A 13,651-nucleotide genomic window follows, 5' to 3' on the forward strand; every position below is an offset into this window, starting at 1 on the left:
TCCCGAAAGCCGGTCAGCCGGAGCGTGTCAGAGCAGTTTTCCCAGAGCCTGGGCGATCGCCAGCGTAGCCGCCAGGGTCACCGCCATCATCAAGGCCAGTACGAAAACCGCCGCTACGCGCCCCACCCTTCCGAATTTCGCATCGAAAGCCTCCAGTCCCACCGGCTCTGGCATCCGGGTGTCGAACCAGTCCGGGTGACGGGCCATGGGCCTGGCATCGGAAAGGACGAAAACCGGATCGATCGGCAGATCCTGTTCATCGTCATCCCCCTCGCCGCCTCCTGCGTCGATACGGGAAAAGTCATATGTGGATTTGCCACATAGCTCCACGAGCCGGGCATAGAGGCGGGCGGTATCCTTGCGGTTGACGGTGCCCCACTTGTCACGCACCGCGGCGATGCGCTGGTCCACGGTATTGGGGGCGATGCGCAGTTCCCTCGCGATTTCCTTGGTCGTGCGGTGCATCGCCAGCAGATCGAGCACCTCGACCTGCTTGGCCGTCAAGTTTTCCAACAACCCTGTCGCTTCGGAAGCGTCGGCTACGTCGTGCACGTTTGCCCTCAATTTGCGCATTCGGCGCACTATACTGAACTTATCTATAGGTAAAATTACATTAGCCGTGAAGTTGGGAATTATCCGACTTAATATCAACTGGCAGATTCACCTTCGCCGCCGCACGAGGACTGGTGCGATTCGGTCCCGGGCGAGATCAGTCCTGCGTCCTGGCGGGCTCGGCAAGCCGATGCTTCTTCATGCAATGGCGCAACTGGTCGTAAGTCAGCCCGATCGCACTCGCCGCGCGCCGCTGGTTCCAGCGATGACGCTCCAGCGCCTCGACAAGCAGCCCGCGCTCGTACGCCTCGACACTGGCCCGCAACCCCGCCCCCGAAGGCACGGATGAGGGCGAGGGCGAAAGCGAAGACGAAGGCGGGGACGAAAACGAAGGCGTGGGCGGAAGCACGGGTTTGCCAACATCCCCATCCGCCACCGGAGCGGCGGACGGCCGCGCTTCGGCCGAAGGCAGACGCCACGGGTTCTCGAAGGGGTCGAACACGATCCGGGCGATCGGTTCATGCTCATTGCCCCAGCGATAGACCGCACGCTCCACGACATTGCGCAGTTCGCGCACGTTTCCCGGCCAGGCATGGGCTTCCAGAACGGCGACGGCGCCGGGCGTGAAACCAGGCCACGCCTCCCACTCCAGCTCGCTTGCCATGCGCCGCCCGTAATAGTCGGCAAGTTCGTAGACATCCCCTTCCCGCGCCCGGAGCGGCGGCAGGTTGATGACCTCGAAGCTGAGCCGGTCCAGCAGGTCGGCACGGAACCTGCCCTCTTCGGCCATCCGCGGGAGATCGGCATTGGTGGCCGCCACCACCCGCACATCGACCTGCACCGGCCGCGAGGCGCCGATCCGCGCGATCTCGCCATATTCGACCGCGCGCAGCAGCCGCTCCTGCGCGGCCATCGAAAGCGTGCCCAGCTCATCGAGGAACAGCGTGCCCCGGTCGGCCTCCTCGAACCGTCCGGCCCGCGCGCGGACAGCCCCGGTGAAAGCCCCGGCCTCGTGCCCGAACAATTCCGCCTCGATCAGGGTTTCCGGCAAGGCCGCGCAGTTCATGGTGATGAGCGGCTCTCCCCAGCGGGGGGACAAGTGGTGGAGGCGCTGGGCGATCAGTTCCTTGCCGGTGCCGCGCTCGCCGATGACGAGCACCGGCCGCCGCACCGCGGCCGCACGGCTGGCGCGCTCCACCGCATCGAGAAAGGCCATGGACTGGCCGATGAACTGAACGTCGCGCTCCATTCCCGAATATTAGCGAAATTTCCCATTCATTGGCAATTCATCTTTTGCAGGCGCGCACCGCAAGTCCCTGAAATCGCGGAAATCCGCCCTCTGCGCAATTTGGCACGCCCCTTGCGATGTGAAGGACAAATTCAACGCGACCCGAAGCAAGGACTTGAAAACATGCCTTTCCACGAAGCCAGCATCGCCGACCGCAAGCAGGCCAGCTTCCAGCAGGCCGGTTCCGGGACACGCAGCAAGCTTGACTGGGCGGTCATCGCCGCCGTGCTCGCCATGGGCACGCTGAACCTCGCCGTCATGAGCGACCAGTTCGCCACCAAGGCTCACGCCGCGGCGCCGATCTGCGGAGTTCCGCTGCAGTGAGCAGGCTCGACGCGGAAATCGAAATCCTGCAGAACCCGGCACCGGACGCACCGGCATTCGGCGCCGGACGCGCTTACCGGTTCGATCAGGGCTCCTCGGGCCCGGGTTACAGGGCCGCCAGTTTCAATCGTGCATTCAATGCCGCCTCGATCAAAGGAACCGCCAGGATGGGCATCTTCTCCCGCACTCGCGACATCATCGCCGCCAACTTCAACGACATGCTCGACAAGGCGGAAGACCCGGGCAAGATGATCCGCCTCATCATCCTGGAGATGGAGGAAACCCTCGTCGAGGTCCGCACCAGCAGCGCGCGCACCATCGCCGACCAGAAGGAACTGCGCCGCCACGTCGGCAAGCTCGACAAGCTCCAGGCCGACTGGGGCGACAAGGCCCAGCTCGCGCTGAGCAAGGACCGCGAGGACCTTGCCCGCGCCGCCCTGCTCGAACGCAAGAAGGCCGCCGAGATGGCCGAACAGCTCCGAACCGAGATCGCCGTGCTCGACGATGCCCTGCGCGCTTACGAGGAGGACATCGAGAAGCTCCAGAACCGCCTGCGCGAGGCCCGCAGCCGCCAGTCCTCGATCGCCGCCCGCTTGCAGAGCGCCGAGAATCGCGTCAAGCTGCGCACCCTGCTGTCCAGCGAGCGCGTGGACGAGGCGCTGGTCCGCTTCGAACAGCTCGAACGCCGCGTCGACTATGCCGAAGGCCGAGCCGAGGCGATGAGCCTGTCCGACAAGCGCCAGCCCTCGCTCGCCGATGAAATCGCCGCGCTCGAGGATGGCGACAGGATCGATGCCGAACTCGCCGAGATGAAGCGCGCCATGGGCGCCGGCAAGGCGACATCGGAATAACAGCGGCGCACCTGGCATCCCGGCAGGTGCATGCCGCCCGCGAAGGGCCATGACCGGGAAAACGGGGACAGCCGGACCTGAAGGGACGGCAGGCCTCACCAGCGTCATCGGCGGCGGCCCGGCCAGGTCCGGGGTCAGCCGCAAGGGGAAAGGGAAAACCAGTGTCACGCGGACAATTCTATCTCGACAAGTCGAACGCCAAGCTCGCCGGCGTCTGCTCCGGTATCGCCGACTATACCGGGGTCGACACGCTCTGGATCCGCATCGCGGCCGTGATGCTCACCTTCTTCGTCTCCTTCGTGACGATCCCGATCTACATCGCGGTCGCCGTGCTGGCGGACAAGCGGCCGATGAGCCTCTACAGCGAGGACGAGGAAGAGCGCCTGCTGCGCCGCATGGAACGCCGCCGCAACCGGCAGGGCTTCGGCCATAACCTGATGCGCGGCACCTCCGGCCGTTCCGCCCTCAACCGTTCGGGCCACTTGCGCAGCGAACTCTCTGACATCGACCGCCGCGTCGCCGAGATGGAAGCGCACTACACCAGCAGCAACTCGCGCCTCGCCGCCGAAATCGACAGCCTGCGCTGACAGGCGCACGGGCAACAGGGACACCATTATGGAAGACTCGATCTGGGCGCTCATCCCGCTGGCACCGTTCATCATCGGCGGCTTTGCGATCTGGACGCGCCACCAGCGCAAGATGGCCGAACTGCAGGTCCAGGCAACCGCCGAGAAGGCCGCGCAATACGCCTCGCACTCGAAGGAACTGGAAGAGCGCGTGCGCGTGCTCGAACGGATCATCACCGACGGCAGCTACGACACCGCGCTCCAGATCGAGGCGCTGCGCGACATTCGCGAAGTGGAAAAGCGCGATGTGGAGAAGACCGCCGGGGAAAAGGCGACCCGCCAGTGAGCTTCGGGGACTTCATGGGGCTTGCCGCCGTCATGGCCAGCATGATCGCGATCTCCGCGATCCTTGCCGGGGCCTACAAGCGGCGGCTCGCCTTCCTCGAACGCAAGCTGGAGATCGCGGCGGGGCAGTCCGCCCGGATCGCCGCCGAACAGGCCGCCCGCCACGCCACGCATAATGCCGGGATCGAGCAGCGCCTGCGCGCGCTCGAAACCATCATCACCGACGGCGCATGGGACACCGCGCGCCAGATCGAATCCCTGCGCACCGCCGACGGCGAGCCGCGCGCGAACTGAACAAGGGAACCTGACGGACATGGCTCTCGACTATGCAACCCTGGAAGTGCTCTCCCCGGTGATCGTTGCCGCCACCGCGCTGGGCGTGGGCGGATGGATCTTCAACAACTGGCTGCGCATGCGCCACGGCTATCCGCTGGAAAACTCCTGGGGCAAGGCGATCTATCCCAAGAACGACGGCGAGGCGCAGGCGCGGGTGCAGCTCCTCACCCAGGAAAACGCCCAGCTTCGTGCCGAGATCGGCTCGATAAAGGACCGCCTCGCCAGCGTCGAACGGATTGTCACGGATCAGGGTTATGATGTAGCGCGCCAGATCGAAGGCCTGCGGGAAGCCCGCAACGGGATCGGCCACGAGGTGACGCAATGAGTTTCTGGACTGCCGTAGTCGTCATTTTCGCGATAGCCTCGGTCACGTGGCTGCGCGCGCAGAAGCTGAGGGGCGAAAAGCCGGGCTTCCGACTGGACGACCACAGCGAACGCGAACACGAACTGGAGAGCGAGGTCGAGAACCTGCGCAAGCGCATCGCCGTGCTCGAACGTATCGCCACGGACGACCGCCGCGAAAGGGATCTCGCGCGCGAGATCGACGCGCTCCGGGATTGACGCCGCCGGGCGATCCGGGGCCGATCTTGACAAATTTAACCAAATAGGTTATAACCCCGGCCCATCCGTTCGGCCCGAAGCGCAAGGGCCAGCGGTGTATCGGGTCGGCGCAGGGAAGCCGGAAGGCGCGGGCATCCGCCTCGGCCAGGCACCCCTCCGTCCGACCGGACCGGTTCATCCGCGTGCCCGGCCCGCCGCTCCCAAGCCGGAGCGGTTTCCCGGACCACCCTGGGTCGAGGCCGACGCGAGCCCCGCGCCGTCGCACCCGAACCGTTCCGACAGGGCCGAGCCGGACTGGCATTGCCGCTATCCGGCCATTCGCAAGAGCAGGCAGAACTCCCGCCCGGTCTTCCACAGACGGGCATCCCTCGCCGGCCCGATGTTCATCAGGCTTTACGGGGCTTCCCCCTTCCGGCGTTACCCCGCATTCGCCAGCGGGTGCATTGCCATGTCTTCGGTCCGGGCCTGCCGGGCTCAGGGAACCCGCGCGTCCAGTTCCGCCAGCCACACCGCCGCGCTGGCATCGGACGGCGCGCGCCAGTCTCCGCGTGGGGACAGCGCGCCGCCGGAGGAGACTTTCGGCCCGTTCGGCACGGCAGAGCGCTTGAACTGGCTGAAGGCGAAGAAGCGCCGCAGGAACTTCTCCAGCCAGGACCGGATCGTGGCGAGGTCGTATTCGTTCCGGCGATCCTCCGCGAAGCCGGCTGGCCACGTCCCCGCCGCCGCATCGCGCCATGCATGGAGCGCGAGGAAGGCGACTTTCGAGGGCTTCTGTCCGAAGCGCACGATGTGGTGCAGGAAAAAGTCGTTCAGTTCATAAGGCCCGATCTTCGCCTCGGTGCTCTGGATCGCGCCGTCCGCCCCTGCCGGCACCAGTTCCGGCGAGATCTCGGTGCCGAGGATGGCGAGCAGCACCTCCTCGGTCTCCGCGCCGAACTGGTCCGTCGTCGCGCACCAGCGGATCAGGTACTGGATCAGCGTCTTGGGCACGCCCGCGTTGACCGTGTAGTGGCTCATCTGGTCACCAACGCCGTAAGTGCACCAGCCGAGCGCCAGTTCGGACAAGTCTCCGGTGCCGATCACGAAACCGTCGTGCTGGTTGGCGAGGCGGAACAGGTAATCGGTGCGCAGGCCCGCCTGCACGTTCTCGAAGGTCACGTCGTAGACGGGCTCGCCGTTCGAGAAAGCGTGGCCGATGTCCTGCAGCATCGTCGTCGCCGCGGGGCGGATATCGATCTCCTCGGCAGTGATGCCAACGGCGTTCATCAGCTTCCAGGCGTTGGACTTGGTGCCGTCGCTGGTGGCGAAACCGGGCATCGTGTAGCCGCGAATGAAGGTGCGCGGCAGGCCCAGCCGGTCGCAGGCGCGGGCGGCGACGATCAGCGCATGGGTCGAATCGAGCCCGCCCGAGATGCCGATCACCATGGACTTGGCGCCCGTAGCCTCGATCCGGCGCATCAGGCCGTCGACCTGGATGTTGAACGCCTCGTAGCAGTCGGCATCCAGCTTGTCGGCGCGCGAGGGCACGAAGGGGAAGCGCGAGACCGGGCGGATCAACCCGATGTCGCCGCCCGCCGGAGCATGGCGGAAAGGCACGGTGCGGAAAGTCTCGTCGGGATTGCCCGCCACTTCGGCCGCGTCGTTGAAGGTGGGCACGCGCATCCGGTCCATGACGATGCGGTCCACATCGACGTCGGCGATGCACAGTTCCGCCTCCAGCGAGAAGCGCTCGCTCTCGGCCAGAAGGTCGCCCAGTTCGTAGATGATGCCCTGCCCGTCCCAGGCAAGATCGGTCGTGCTCTCGCCATGCCCGGCGGCGGAGTAGATATAGGCCGCCGTCGCGCGGGCGGACTGCGAGCGGCAGAGCAAGTGCCGTTCGTCCGACTTGCCGATGACGATGTTGGAAGCCGAGAGGTTGCACAGGATCGTCGCCCCGGCGAGCGCGCCGTGCGAACTGGGCGGGGTGGCGGCCCAGATATCCTCGCAGATCTCGATGAAGAAGCGGAAGTTGGGCAGCACTTCGGACGCGAAGACCAGATCGACGCCGAAGGGCACGTCCTGCCCGTTCACGCGGATGGTCTGGCCCTTCAGCGTCTTGCCGCTGGCGAACCAGCGCTTTTCATAGAACTCGCGGTAGTTGGGCAGATAGGACTTGGGCACCACGCCCAGCAGCCGCCCATGCGCGATGGCAAGCGCGCAGTTGTAGAGCCGCCCCTTGTGCGGCAGCGCCGCGCCGACCAGCAGCACGGGCGAGAGATCGGCGCTGGCGTGGACGATTTCCGCCACGGCCGCTTCCACCGCCTCGATCATCGCCGCCTGCAAGTGCAAGTCGTCGATGGCGTAGGAAGAGAGGCACAGTTCGGGGAAGACCAAGAGGTCCACATGCGCGTCATGCGCGCGCTGCGCCTCTGCCAGCACGGCGTCGCGATTGAAGGCGACATCGGCGGTGCGGACCTTGGGCGTGGAAGTGGCGACGCGCACGAAGCCGTGTTCGTGCGCCGAGAAGAATGAATGGGAGAAAAAGGGATGTGCACTCATGGGCAAATCCCTGACAGGATCGGAAGCGAGAGGCAACTTCCCCTTGCCCTCCCCCGCGCCGCGCTTAAATGGCAGGGCATGCGCAGCCTCGACGACATCCGCGAAGAATACGAGTTTTCCGAAGGCGATGAACGCTATCGCCTGCTGATCGGCCTCGGCGCCGAACTCGATCCCATGCCCGATGCGCTGAAGACGGACGCCACCAAAGTGCGCGGCTGCTCGGCCAGCGTCTGGGTCTATCCGATGGCGCAGGACGACGGCACGCTGCACTTCCTGGCAGACAGCAATGCCGCGATCACCAAGGGCATCGTCTCGCTGGTGATCTCCGCCGTGCAGGACAAGCCCGCCGCCGAAGTGGCGGAAACCGACATCGCCGCCGCGCTGGAATCGTTCGACCTCAAGAACCAGCTCTCGTCCAACCGCACCCAGGGCGTGCCGAACATGATCGCGCTGATCCGCGAAACCGCCGCGCGCTACGCGACCCAGCAGTCTTGAAGCGGCTCGGCCGCCCTCTGTGGATGGCGGCGGGCCTGTTCTTCGTGGCGCTCGGCACGATCGGCATCTTCCTGCCGGTGATGCCCACGGTGGTGTTCTACCTGCTGGCGGCGGCATGCTTCGGCAAGAGCCATCCTGAATGGGCCGAGCGGCTCTACAACCACCCGCATTACGGCCACAACTTGCGCGAATGGCGAGACCGCCGGGCGATCAGCCGCAAGGGCAAGGTCTCCGCGATCCTGGCGATGAGCGCCTCGATCCCGTTTACCTGGTTCACCGTGGGCTGGCCCTGGGTCCTGATCCCGGCGGCGGTGCTGGCAACGATCGGCCCGTGGATCTGGACGCGCGCCGAATAGGATCGCGGCGCTAGCGCCGGTCCCTGCCATAGACGTCAGTCAGCAGCGCCACGCCGGACCGGGTCGCCGTGGCCGTAAGATAGGTGAGGTAGACCGGCACCGGCGCCGGCATCACCACTGGCTGTTCCGGCCCCTTGCCGTGCCGGTCGAAGGCCTTGCCCATCATCCAGCGGCCGAGCTTCTCCGCATCGTCGAGGCGGATGCAGCCGTTGCTGAGGTGGCGGTCCTCCTTGACCAGCAGGTCGCGGTTCGGCGTATCGTGAAGGTAGATGCCCTCGTCGTTGGGGAACAGGTACTTCACCTTGCCCATCGAATTGGCAGGACCGGGCAGTTCGCGAATGCGCAGGTCCACCTTGCCGTCCTGCACGGCCCGCCAGTCGATCGTCGCCGGATCGACGACTTGCGGATTGGCGCTCCAGTCCGACAGGACTTCCATGTTCATGGACTTGAGCGTGCGGCCGGAGAGTATCTTGCGGGCGACGTTGTCACGCGTGAGGTAATCCGGGATATTCCAGTAGGGGTTGAAGATCGCCCAGTTGATGTAGCCTGCCAGCATCGGCGTCTGCGTCTTTTCGGCGCCCACCACGACCCGCATGGTGCCGACCATCTTGCCGTTCTGGTAATACCACAGCCGCGCGGTCGCCGCGTCCACCACGATATGCCGGACCGCCGCCGAGGGCAGCACGCGGGCGCGCTCCAGATTGAGCCGCACGACCTCGATCGTGCGCTCGTCGGCACCTTTGTTTTCGGCGGCGCGCAGCAGGTCGCGCATGCGCAGGTAGTGCGGGCTCATCCAGCCCATGCCGCCGACATAGGCGCCGAAATCGTTCAGCGCCGCAACCCGCAGGATCGCATCGTCGGCCAGCTTCGCCGGGGCGAGCCCCTTGCCGACATAAGTCATGCCCACGTTCCCGGCCTTGCGCATGTCGCGCACATAGCGCGCAAAGGCGCTGGACAGCGCAACTTCCGCAGTGGCCACGTCCTCGGGCCCGCCGCGATTGGCCTGCGAGATCGCCTCGCGCAGCTTGTCCGGGCCGTAGCGCGAGGGCTTCAGGCCATCCAGTTCCGCCTCGTCGAGATAACGCAGGAACGCCTGTGCATCCGCGCCGATGCGGCCCTTGCTAACCCAGACCGGCTGGAAACCGCGGCCCTGGTAGAACTTCGCGATCTTTCCGCCAGCTTCATGCCGGATCGCCAGCGCCGTTGCCATGGCCCCGGCGCCGGTGGCTCCGGCACCGGGGGCAGTGGCTCTGACCGACGCGGGCTTCGCCGCGCCTGCCTTTACGCCTGTTCTGGCCGGAGCAGCCAGAGCCGTCGATATCAAGCCCGGACCGATGGTCAGGATGGCCAGGCCGAACAGCGCGGCCCCGGTCTGGCCGCAGGGAAACTGGCGGAAATTCATCGTGTGCTTGCTTCGCCCTCAGCCGCGTTCACCGGTGCGGGTCGGAGCGGGCGGCGGCGAAGGCGGCGGCGGCGTGTAGTTCGGGTGATAGATGCCGTCGGATGTGTAGTAACCGTCGATGATGCCGTCGCCGTCGCGGTCGGCCGCGACGGATCCGGGAACGGCGCCGGGCGGCGGCGGCGGGGGAAGCGATTCCTTCTTGCTCGCGCATCCGGCCAGGGCGATGCCCCCCGCTGCGGCGAGAATGATGAGTGCTTTTTTCATGCGATGTCCTCCCGGTTCGTGTCCGTGTCGGAGCTTGGGAGAGGCGGGACTGTCGCAGCTCCCGTTGACACCCTGTCACGCTTATCGGGACTGCGAATCAGGGAAATAGCGCGGCCACCAGCGCAGAGACGAATGGTGGCACTTTCGCGCCGGATTGCGCGAGCCCCTGAAAAACGCCGATTTCGATAGTGTACGCCAGATTAACAGGGTGCCCGGCGGCATGGCACGCGGACAGAAGCCCCACCCTTCAGCGTTCTTCCACGGCCTCGCGAAGCACGGCGATGCCGCGCTGGCGCTGCTCGCGCAGTTCGCGCTTCAGCACGGCCGGGTCCCGCGCGATCACGAAACCGAAACTGACCCCGCCTTCCTTGCCCACCGTGGCGTGATGAAGCTTGTGCGCCTGAACAAGCCGCTTGGCATAGCCGCGCTTGGGCACCCACCGGAAATAGCGCTGATGCACGAGCCCGTCATGGATCAGCGTGTAGATCACGCCGTAGATCAGCACGCCAAGGCCGATCCAGGTTCCCGGCTCCCAAGCCCCCTCGCCCATCACCAGCGGCGATCCGAGCGCGAACATGCCGATGGAGATCGCCGCGCCGAACAGCGCGAAAAGGTCGTTCTTTTCCAGAAAGCCGTCGTGCGGCTCGTGGTGGTCGCGGTGCCAGGCCCAGCCGAAGCCGTGCATCACATACTTGTGACTCGCCCAGGCGACGAATTCCATCGCGGCGGCGGCGGCAAGCACGACAAGGCAGGCGGCAAGAATGGACATGGACCGGCTTCTAGCCTGTCCTCGCGCGCTTGTCAGGTCCGGCGTCGGGCCCGGGGGTCAGGTCCGGCGACAGGCGGCCTGTTCGGAATGCAGATGCAACCGCGAGAGCGCGGGGCCATCGCGGCTGCCCTGCATTCCTTCTTGTCTTTCAGGCTACCCTCTCCCTTCGGGTCGCCCGGCTCGCTTACCGGAGCAGAGCCGCGACACTTAGTTACAAATGCCGACAGGACTGTGACGTGTCAGTCTTCTCCCGTTCATGTTCGCCGCACTAAATCTGAATGCACGGAACAAGACCCGGAAAGAGAAGGAAAGTCCCATGCGCAAGATCGCCCGTTTCATCGCTCCCGCCCTCGTCGCCGCGCTGGGTATCTCGGCCATCGCACCCGGCATCGCCGAAGCCGCGCCGCGCCACGAAGCTGCCCGTTACACGCCGAATCGCGAAGCGAAGATCCGCTCGGACATCGCCGGCCTGCGCAGCCAGATCGACCGCGCCGCCGCGCGCCGCACGATCAGCCAGCGCGAAGCGACCGGCCTGCGCCGGGATGCCGCCGAAATCCAGCGCCTGCACGCCAGCTACGCGCGCGGCGGACTGAACCCCCGCGAGATGCAGACGCTCGAAAGCAAGATCAATCGCGTACACGCCGCGCTCCACGCGGAACGGAACGATCGCAACGGCCATCGCCGCTGAGCAAATAGCTCCAGTTGATCGCCCAGCGAATAATGTTGCGCGAAAAGGCGCGCCGGTTCCCCTTGAATTGCGGGTCCGGCGCGCCTAATCGCGCTTTCACCATGACAACGAAACCGCGCACCCTCTACCAGAAGATCTGGGACGCCCACGTCGTCGACACGCGCGACGACGGTACCAACCTCATCTATATCGACCGGCACCTCGTCCACGAAGTGACGAGCCCGCAGGCTTTCGAGAGCCTTCGCGTGGCCGGACGCTTGGTGCGTCGTCCCGATCTTACCCTTGCGGTTCCCGACCATAACCTGCCGACCACGGCCCGCAAGGACGCGGCAGGGCATGTGCTGCCCATCGCCGATCCCGAAAGCGCGCAGCAGCTTGCCGCGCTGAAGAAGAACGCGCCCGCCTTCGGCATTCGCTATATCGACGCCACAGATGCCGAGCAGGGCATCGTCCACGTCGTCGGCCCCGAGCAGGGCTTCTCGCTGCCCGGCGCCACGATCGTCTGCGGCGACAGCCACACCGCCTGCCACGGCGGCATCGGCGCGTTGGCCTTCGGCATCGGCACCAGCGAGGTCGAGCATGTGCTCGCCACGCAGACCCTGCTGCTCAAGCAGTCGAAGAGCTTCGAAGTCCGCGTGGACGGCAAGCTGGGCGCCGGGATCACCCCCAAGGACGTGGTGCTCCACATCATCGGCGTGATCGGCACGGCGGGCGGCACCGGCTACGTCATCGAATTCCGCGGCAACGTCTTCGAGGAAATGTCCGTCGAAGGCCGCCTGACCGTCTGCAACATGGCGATCGAAGGCGGCGCCCGCGCCGGCCTGATCGCACCGGACGAGACCACTTTCGCCTATGTCCAGGGCCGTCCTTACGCGCCCGAGGGCGAGGACTGGGACAAGGCCCTGGCCTGGTGGAAGAGCCTCGCGACCGACGAAGGCGCAACTTTCGACAAGACCGTCTCGATCCGTGCCGAGGATATCCAGCCGACCGTCACCTGGGGCACCAGCCCCGAGGACACGTCGGCGATCGGCGGCTTCGTGCCCGCACCGGAAGACTTCGCCGATGCCTCCAAGCGCGACGCGGTCAAGGTCAGCCTCGAATACATGGGCCTGACACCCGGCACCCGGCTCACGGACGTGGAAGTGCAGAACGTCTTCATCGGCTCGTGCACCAACAGCCGCATCGAGGACATTCGCGCCGCTGCCGAAGTGCTCAAGGGCCGCCACAAGGCCGACAACGTGAAGTGGGCGATCGTCGTCCCCGGCTCCGGCCTCGTGAAGGCGCAGGCCGAGGCCGAGGGGCTGGACAAGATCATCATCGACGCGGGCCTCGAATGGCGCGAACCGGGCTGCTCGGCCTGCCTCGCCATGAATCCCGACAAGGTTCCGGCAGGCGAGCGCTGCGCCTCGACCAGCAACCGCAACTTCACCGGCCGTCAGGGCCCCGGCAGCCGTACCCACCTGATGAGCCCCGCCATGGCCGCCGCCGCCGCCGTGACGGGCAAGCTCACCGATGTGCGCGAACTGGTAGGATAAGCACGACATGTCCAACGATCCCGAAAACAACCTCGCCAGCAAGGCCGCTCTCGCCGCCGGTGCCGCTATCGGCTCGGCCGCGATCGCCGCTGCCCTGCTCTTCGTGAAGCGCCGCAAGGCCCGCGCGAACGAAAAGCCGCTGCATCCCGAACAGGCCCCCGAGACCGATTGATGCAGGCGATCTCCCACGTCGCCGGGCGGGCCATCCCGTTCGGCCGCAAGAACGTCGACACCGACGTCATCATCCCGGCGCACTGGCTCAAGACCATCACCCGCGAAGGGCTGGGCAAGGGCGCGTTCGAGGCGGTGAAGAAGGAACCGGGCAACATCTTTGCGGACCCCGAGTTCGCGGGCGCGCCGATCCTGATCGCGGGCGACAACTTCGGCTGCGGCTCCAGCCGCGAGCACGCCGCCTGGGCTCTGCTCGACATGGGCGTGACCTGCGTGATCGCGCCGAGCTTCTCGGACATCTTCTCGGGCAATGCCTTCAAGAACGGCATCCTCACCGTGGCACTGCCGCAGGAGGCGATCGACCGTCTGATGGAAGTGGCGCAAACCGATCCGATCGACATCGACCTTGAAACGCAGACCGTCACCACGCGCTTCCAGGACCGCTACAGCTTCGAGATCGATCCGTTCCGCAAGCACTGCCTCCTTGGCGGCCTCGACGAAGTGGGCCTGACCATGGCGCAGGGCGATGCCATTTCGGCGCACGAGGCCAAGGCGCGCAACGAGCTGCCGTTCCTGGCGAAAACTCCCGCAACCGTGTGACGCGGCCGTC

The 13,651-nt window shown here is 66.1% G+C and carries 19 protein-coding genes; 13 read left to right on the forward strand and 6 right to left on the reverse strand.

From position 1 onward, the window contains the following. Window positions 1-27 precede the first annotated feature (27 nt). Window positions 28-504, reverse strand: coding sequence for a helix-turn-helix transcriptional regulator (locus U9J33_RS16760; protein WP_243692638.1), 477 nt, complete (start codon window positions 502-504; stop codon window positions 28-30). Between the two features lie 205 nt (window positions 505-709). Further along, window positions 710-1,801, reverse strand: coding sequence for a phage shock protein operon transcriptional activator (pspF, locus tag U9J33_RS16765; RefSeq protein WP_324696861.1), 1,092 nt, complete (start codon window positions 1,799-1,801; stop codon window positions 710-712). Between the two features lie 162 nt (window positions 1,802-1,963). Between pspF and U9J33_RS16770 the strand changes: the two genes are divergently transcribed. The 7 genes from U9J33_RS16770 (at window position 1,964) to U9J33_RS16800 (ending at window position 4,823) form a co-directional block, all read left to right on the forward strand. Further along, a complete protein-coding gene (locus tag U9J33_RS16770) occupies window positions 1,964-2,164 on the forward strand; it encodes a hypothetical protein (RefSeq protein ID WP_054434766.1) in 201 nt (66 codons plus the stop codon). Then, complete coding sequence (gene pspA / locus U9J33_RS16775; RefSeq protein WP_054434764.1) at window positions 2,161-3,015, forward strand: phage shock protein PspA; 855 nt, start codon at window positions 2,161-2,163, stop codon at window positions 3,013-3,015. Before U9J33_RS16770 ends, pspA begins: the two co-directional genes overlap by 4 nt. Window positions 3,016-3,176: 161 nt before the next feature. Continuing rightward, on the forward strand, window positions 3,177-3,602 hold the full coding sequence (locus tag U9J33_RS16780; protein ID WP_054434762.1) for a PspC domain-containing protein: 426 nt from the start codon (window positions 3,177-3,179) through the stop codon (window positions 3,600-3,602). A 28-nt stretch (window positions 3,603-3,630) separates the two neighbouring features. Next, entirely contained in the window at window positions 3,631-3,927 is a 297-nt protein-coding gene (locus U9J33_RS16785) for a hypothetical protein (protein WP_054434760.1), read from the forward strand. Beyond that, window positions 3,924-4,220, forward strand: coding sequence for a hypothetical protein (locus U9J33_RS16790; RefSeq protein ID WP_324696866.1), 297 nt, complete (start codon window positions 3,924-3,926; stop codon window positions 4,218-4,220). The genes U9J33_RS16785 and U9J33_RS16790 overlap by 4 nt, the downstream gene beginning before the upstream one ends. Before the next feature lie 19 nt (window positions 4,221-4,239). Beyond that, window positions 4,240-4,587: a hypothetical protein gene (locus U9J33_RS16795; protein WP_054434782.1), complete on the forward strand. Its 348-nt coding sequence runs from the start codon at window positions 4,240-4,242 to the stop codon at window positions 4,585-4,587. Further along, window positions 4,584-4,823, forward strand: a complete 240-nt coding sequence (locus U9J33_RS16800; protein ID WP_185998657.1) for a hypothetical protein — start codon at window positions 4,584-4,586, stop codon at window positions 4,821-4,823. The genes U9J33_RS16795 and U9J33_RS16800 overlap by 4 nt, the downstream gene beginning before the upstream one ends. Window positions 4,824-5,297: 474 nt before the next feature. On the opposite strand, the gene U9J33_RS16805 is transcribed toward U9J33_RS16800, so the two are convergent. Beyond that, window positions 5,298-7,361, reverse strand: coding sequence for an NAD(+) synthase (locus tag U9J33_RS16805; protein WP_324696871.1), 2,064 nt, complete (start codon window positions 7,359-7,361; stop codon window positions 5,298-5,300). 78 nt (window positions 7,362-7,439) lie between these two features. Here U9J33_RS16805 and U9J33_RS16810 point away from each other — a divergent pair, with 78 nt between their 5' ends. Both U9J33_RS16810 and U9J33_RS16815 read left to right on the forward strand, forming a co-directional pair. Beyond that, on the forward strand, window positions 7,440-7,856 hold the full coding sequence (locus U9J33_RS16810) for a SufE family protein (RefSeq protein WP_324696873.1): 417 nt from the start codon (window positions 7,440-7,442) through the stop codon (window positions 7,854-7,856). Then, on the forward strand, window positions 7,853-8,212 hold the full coding sequence (locus tag U9J33_RS16815) for a YbaN family protein (RefSeq protein ID WP_054434752.1): 360 nt from the start codon (window positions 7,853-7,855) through the stop codon (window positions 8,210-8,212). The genes U9J33_RS16810 and U9J33_RS16815 overlap by 4 nt, the downstream gene beginning before the upstream one ends. Before the next feature lie 10 nt (window positions 8,213-8,222). Here U9J33_RS16815 and U9J33_RS16820 read toward each other — a convergent pair whose 3' ends face one another. The 3 genes from U9J33_RS16820 to U9J33_RS16830 form a co-directional block, all read right to left on the reverse strand. After that, window positions 8,223-9,614, reverse strand: coding sequence for a L,D-transpeptidase family protein (locus U9J33_RS16820; protein ID WP_324696876.1), 1,392 nt, complete (start codon window positions 9,612-9,614; stop codon window positions 8,223-8,225). 18 nt (window positions 9,615-9,632) lie between these two features. Next, window positions 9,633-9,878: a hypothetical protein gene (locus U9J33_RS16825; protein ID WP_324696879.1), complete on the reverse strand. Its 246-nt coding sequence runs from the start codon at window positions 9,876-9,878 to the stop codon at window positions 9,633-9,635. A gap of 247 nt (window positions 9,879-10,125) precedes the next feature. Beyond that, window positions 10,126-10,647 carry a sterol desaturase family protein gene (locus U9J33_RS16830; protein ID WP_324696881.1) on the reverse strand — a complete coding sequence of 174 codons (522 nt, stop codon included), beginning with the start codon at window positions 10,645-10,647 and terminating at the stop codon, window positions 10,126-10,128. Between the two features lie 316 nt (window positions 10,648-10,963). Between U9J33_RS16830 and U9J33_RS16835 the strand changes: the two genes are divergently transcribed. The 4 genes from U9J33_RS16835 (at window position 10,964) to leuD (ending at window position 13,641) form a co-directional block, all read left to right on the forward strand. Then, window positions 10,964-11,335 (forward strand): hypothetical protein, encoded by a 372-nt coding sequence (locus U9J33_RS16835; RefSeq protein ID WP_054434780.1) that lies wholly within the window; start codon window positions 10,964-10,966, stop codon window positions 11,333-11,335. A gap of 101 nt (window positions 11,336-11,436) precedes the next feature. Then, entirely contained in the window at window positions 11,437-12,870 is a 1,434-nt protein-coding gene (gene leuC, locus U9J33_RS16840) for a 3-isopropylmalate dehydratase large subunit (RefSeq protein WP_324696883.1), read from the forward strand. A 7-nt stretch (window positions 12,871-12,877) separates the two neighbouring features. Then, window positions 12,878-13,042, forward strand: coding sequence for a hypothetical protein (locus U9J33_RS16845; protein ID WP_165913233.1), 165 nt, complete (start codon window positions 12,878-12,880; stop codon window positions 13,040-13,042). Then, window positions 13,042-13,641: a 3-isopropylmalate dehydratase small subunit gene (leuD, locus tag U9J33_RS16850; RefSeq protein ID WP_132469150.1), complete on the forward strand. Its 600-nt coding sequence runs from the start codon at window positions 13,042-13,044 to the stop codon at window positions 13,639-13,641. The genes U9J33_RS16845 and leuD overlap by 1 nt, the downstream gene beginning before the upstream one ends. Window positions 13,642-13,651 lie beyond the last annotated feature (10 nt).

It is taken from the genome of Novosphingobium sp. RL4 (assembly GCF_035658495.1).
Taxonomy (GTDB): domain Bacteria; phylum Pseudomonadota; class Alphaproteobacteria; order Sphingomonadales; family Sphingomonadaceae; genus Novosphingobium.

Bases quoted from the DNA above. Each gene is read 5' to 3' on its own strand.
- pspF (WP_324696861.1), bottom strand. From the start codon at position 1,801: ATGGAGCGCGACGTTCAGTTCATCGGCCAGTCCATGGCCTTTCTCGAT.
- U9J33_RS16770 (WP_054434766.1), top strand. From the start codon at position 1,964: ATGCCTTTCCACGAAGCCAGCATCGCCGACCGCAAGCAGGCCAGCTTC.
- U9J33_RS16785 (WP_054434760.1), top strand. From the start codon at position 3,631: ATGGAAGACTCGATCTGGGCGCTCATCCCGCTGGCACCGTTCATCATC.
- U9J33_RS16795 (WP_054434782.1), top strand. From the start codon at position 4,240: ATGGCTCTCGACTATGCAACCCTGGAAGTGCTCTCCCCGGTGATCGTT.
- U9J33_RS16800 (WP_185998657.1), top strand. From the start codon at position 4,584: ATGAGTTTCTGGACTGCCGTAGTCGTCATTTTCGCGATAGCCTCGGTC.
- U9J33_RS16805 (WP_324696871.1), bottom strand. From the start codon at position 7,361: ATGAGTGCACATCCCTTTTTCTCCCATTCATTCTTCTCGGCGCACGAA.
- U9J33_RS16810 (WP_324696873.1), top strand. From the start codon at position 7,440: ATGCGCAGCCTCGACGACATCCGCGAAGAATACGAGTTTTCCGAAGGC.
- U9J33_RS16820 (WP_324696876.1), bottom strand. From the start codon at position 9,614: ATGAATTTCCGCCAGTTTCCCTGCGGCCAGACCGGGGCCGCGCTGTTC.
- U9J33_RS16825 (WP_324696879.1), bottom strand. From the start codon at position 9,878: ATGAAAAAAGCACTCATCATTCTCGCCGCAGCGGGGGGCATCGCCCTG.
- U9J33_RS16830 (WP_324696881.1), bottom strand. From the start codon at position 10,647: ATGTCCATTCTTGCCGCCTGCCTTGTCGTGCTTGCCGCCGCCGCCGCG.
- U9J33_RS16835 (WP_054434780.1), top strand. From the start codon at position 10,964: ATGCGCAAGATCGCCCGTTTCATCGCTCCCGCCCTCGTCGCCGCGCTG.
- leuC (WP_324696883.1), top strand. From the start codon at position 11,437: ATGACAACGAAACCGCGCACCCTCTACCAGAAGATCTGGGACGCCCAC.
- U9J33_RS16845 (WP_165913233.1), top strand. From the start codon at position 12,878: ATGTCCAACGATCCCGAAAACAACCTCGCCAGCAAGGCCGCTCTCGCC.
- leuD (WP_132469150.1), top strand. From the start codon at position 13,042: ATGCAGGCGATCTCCCACGTCGCCGGGCGGGCCATCCCGTTCGGCCGC.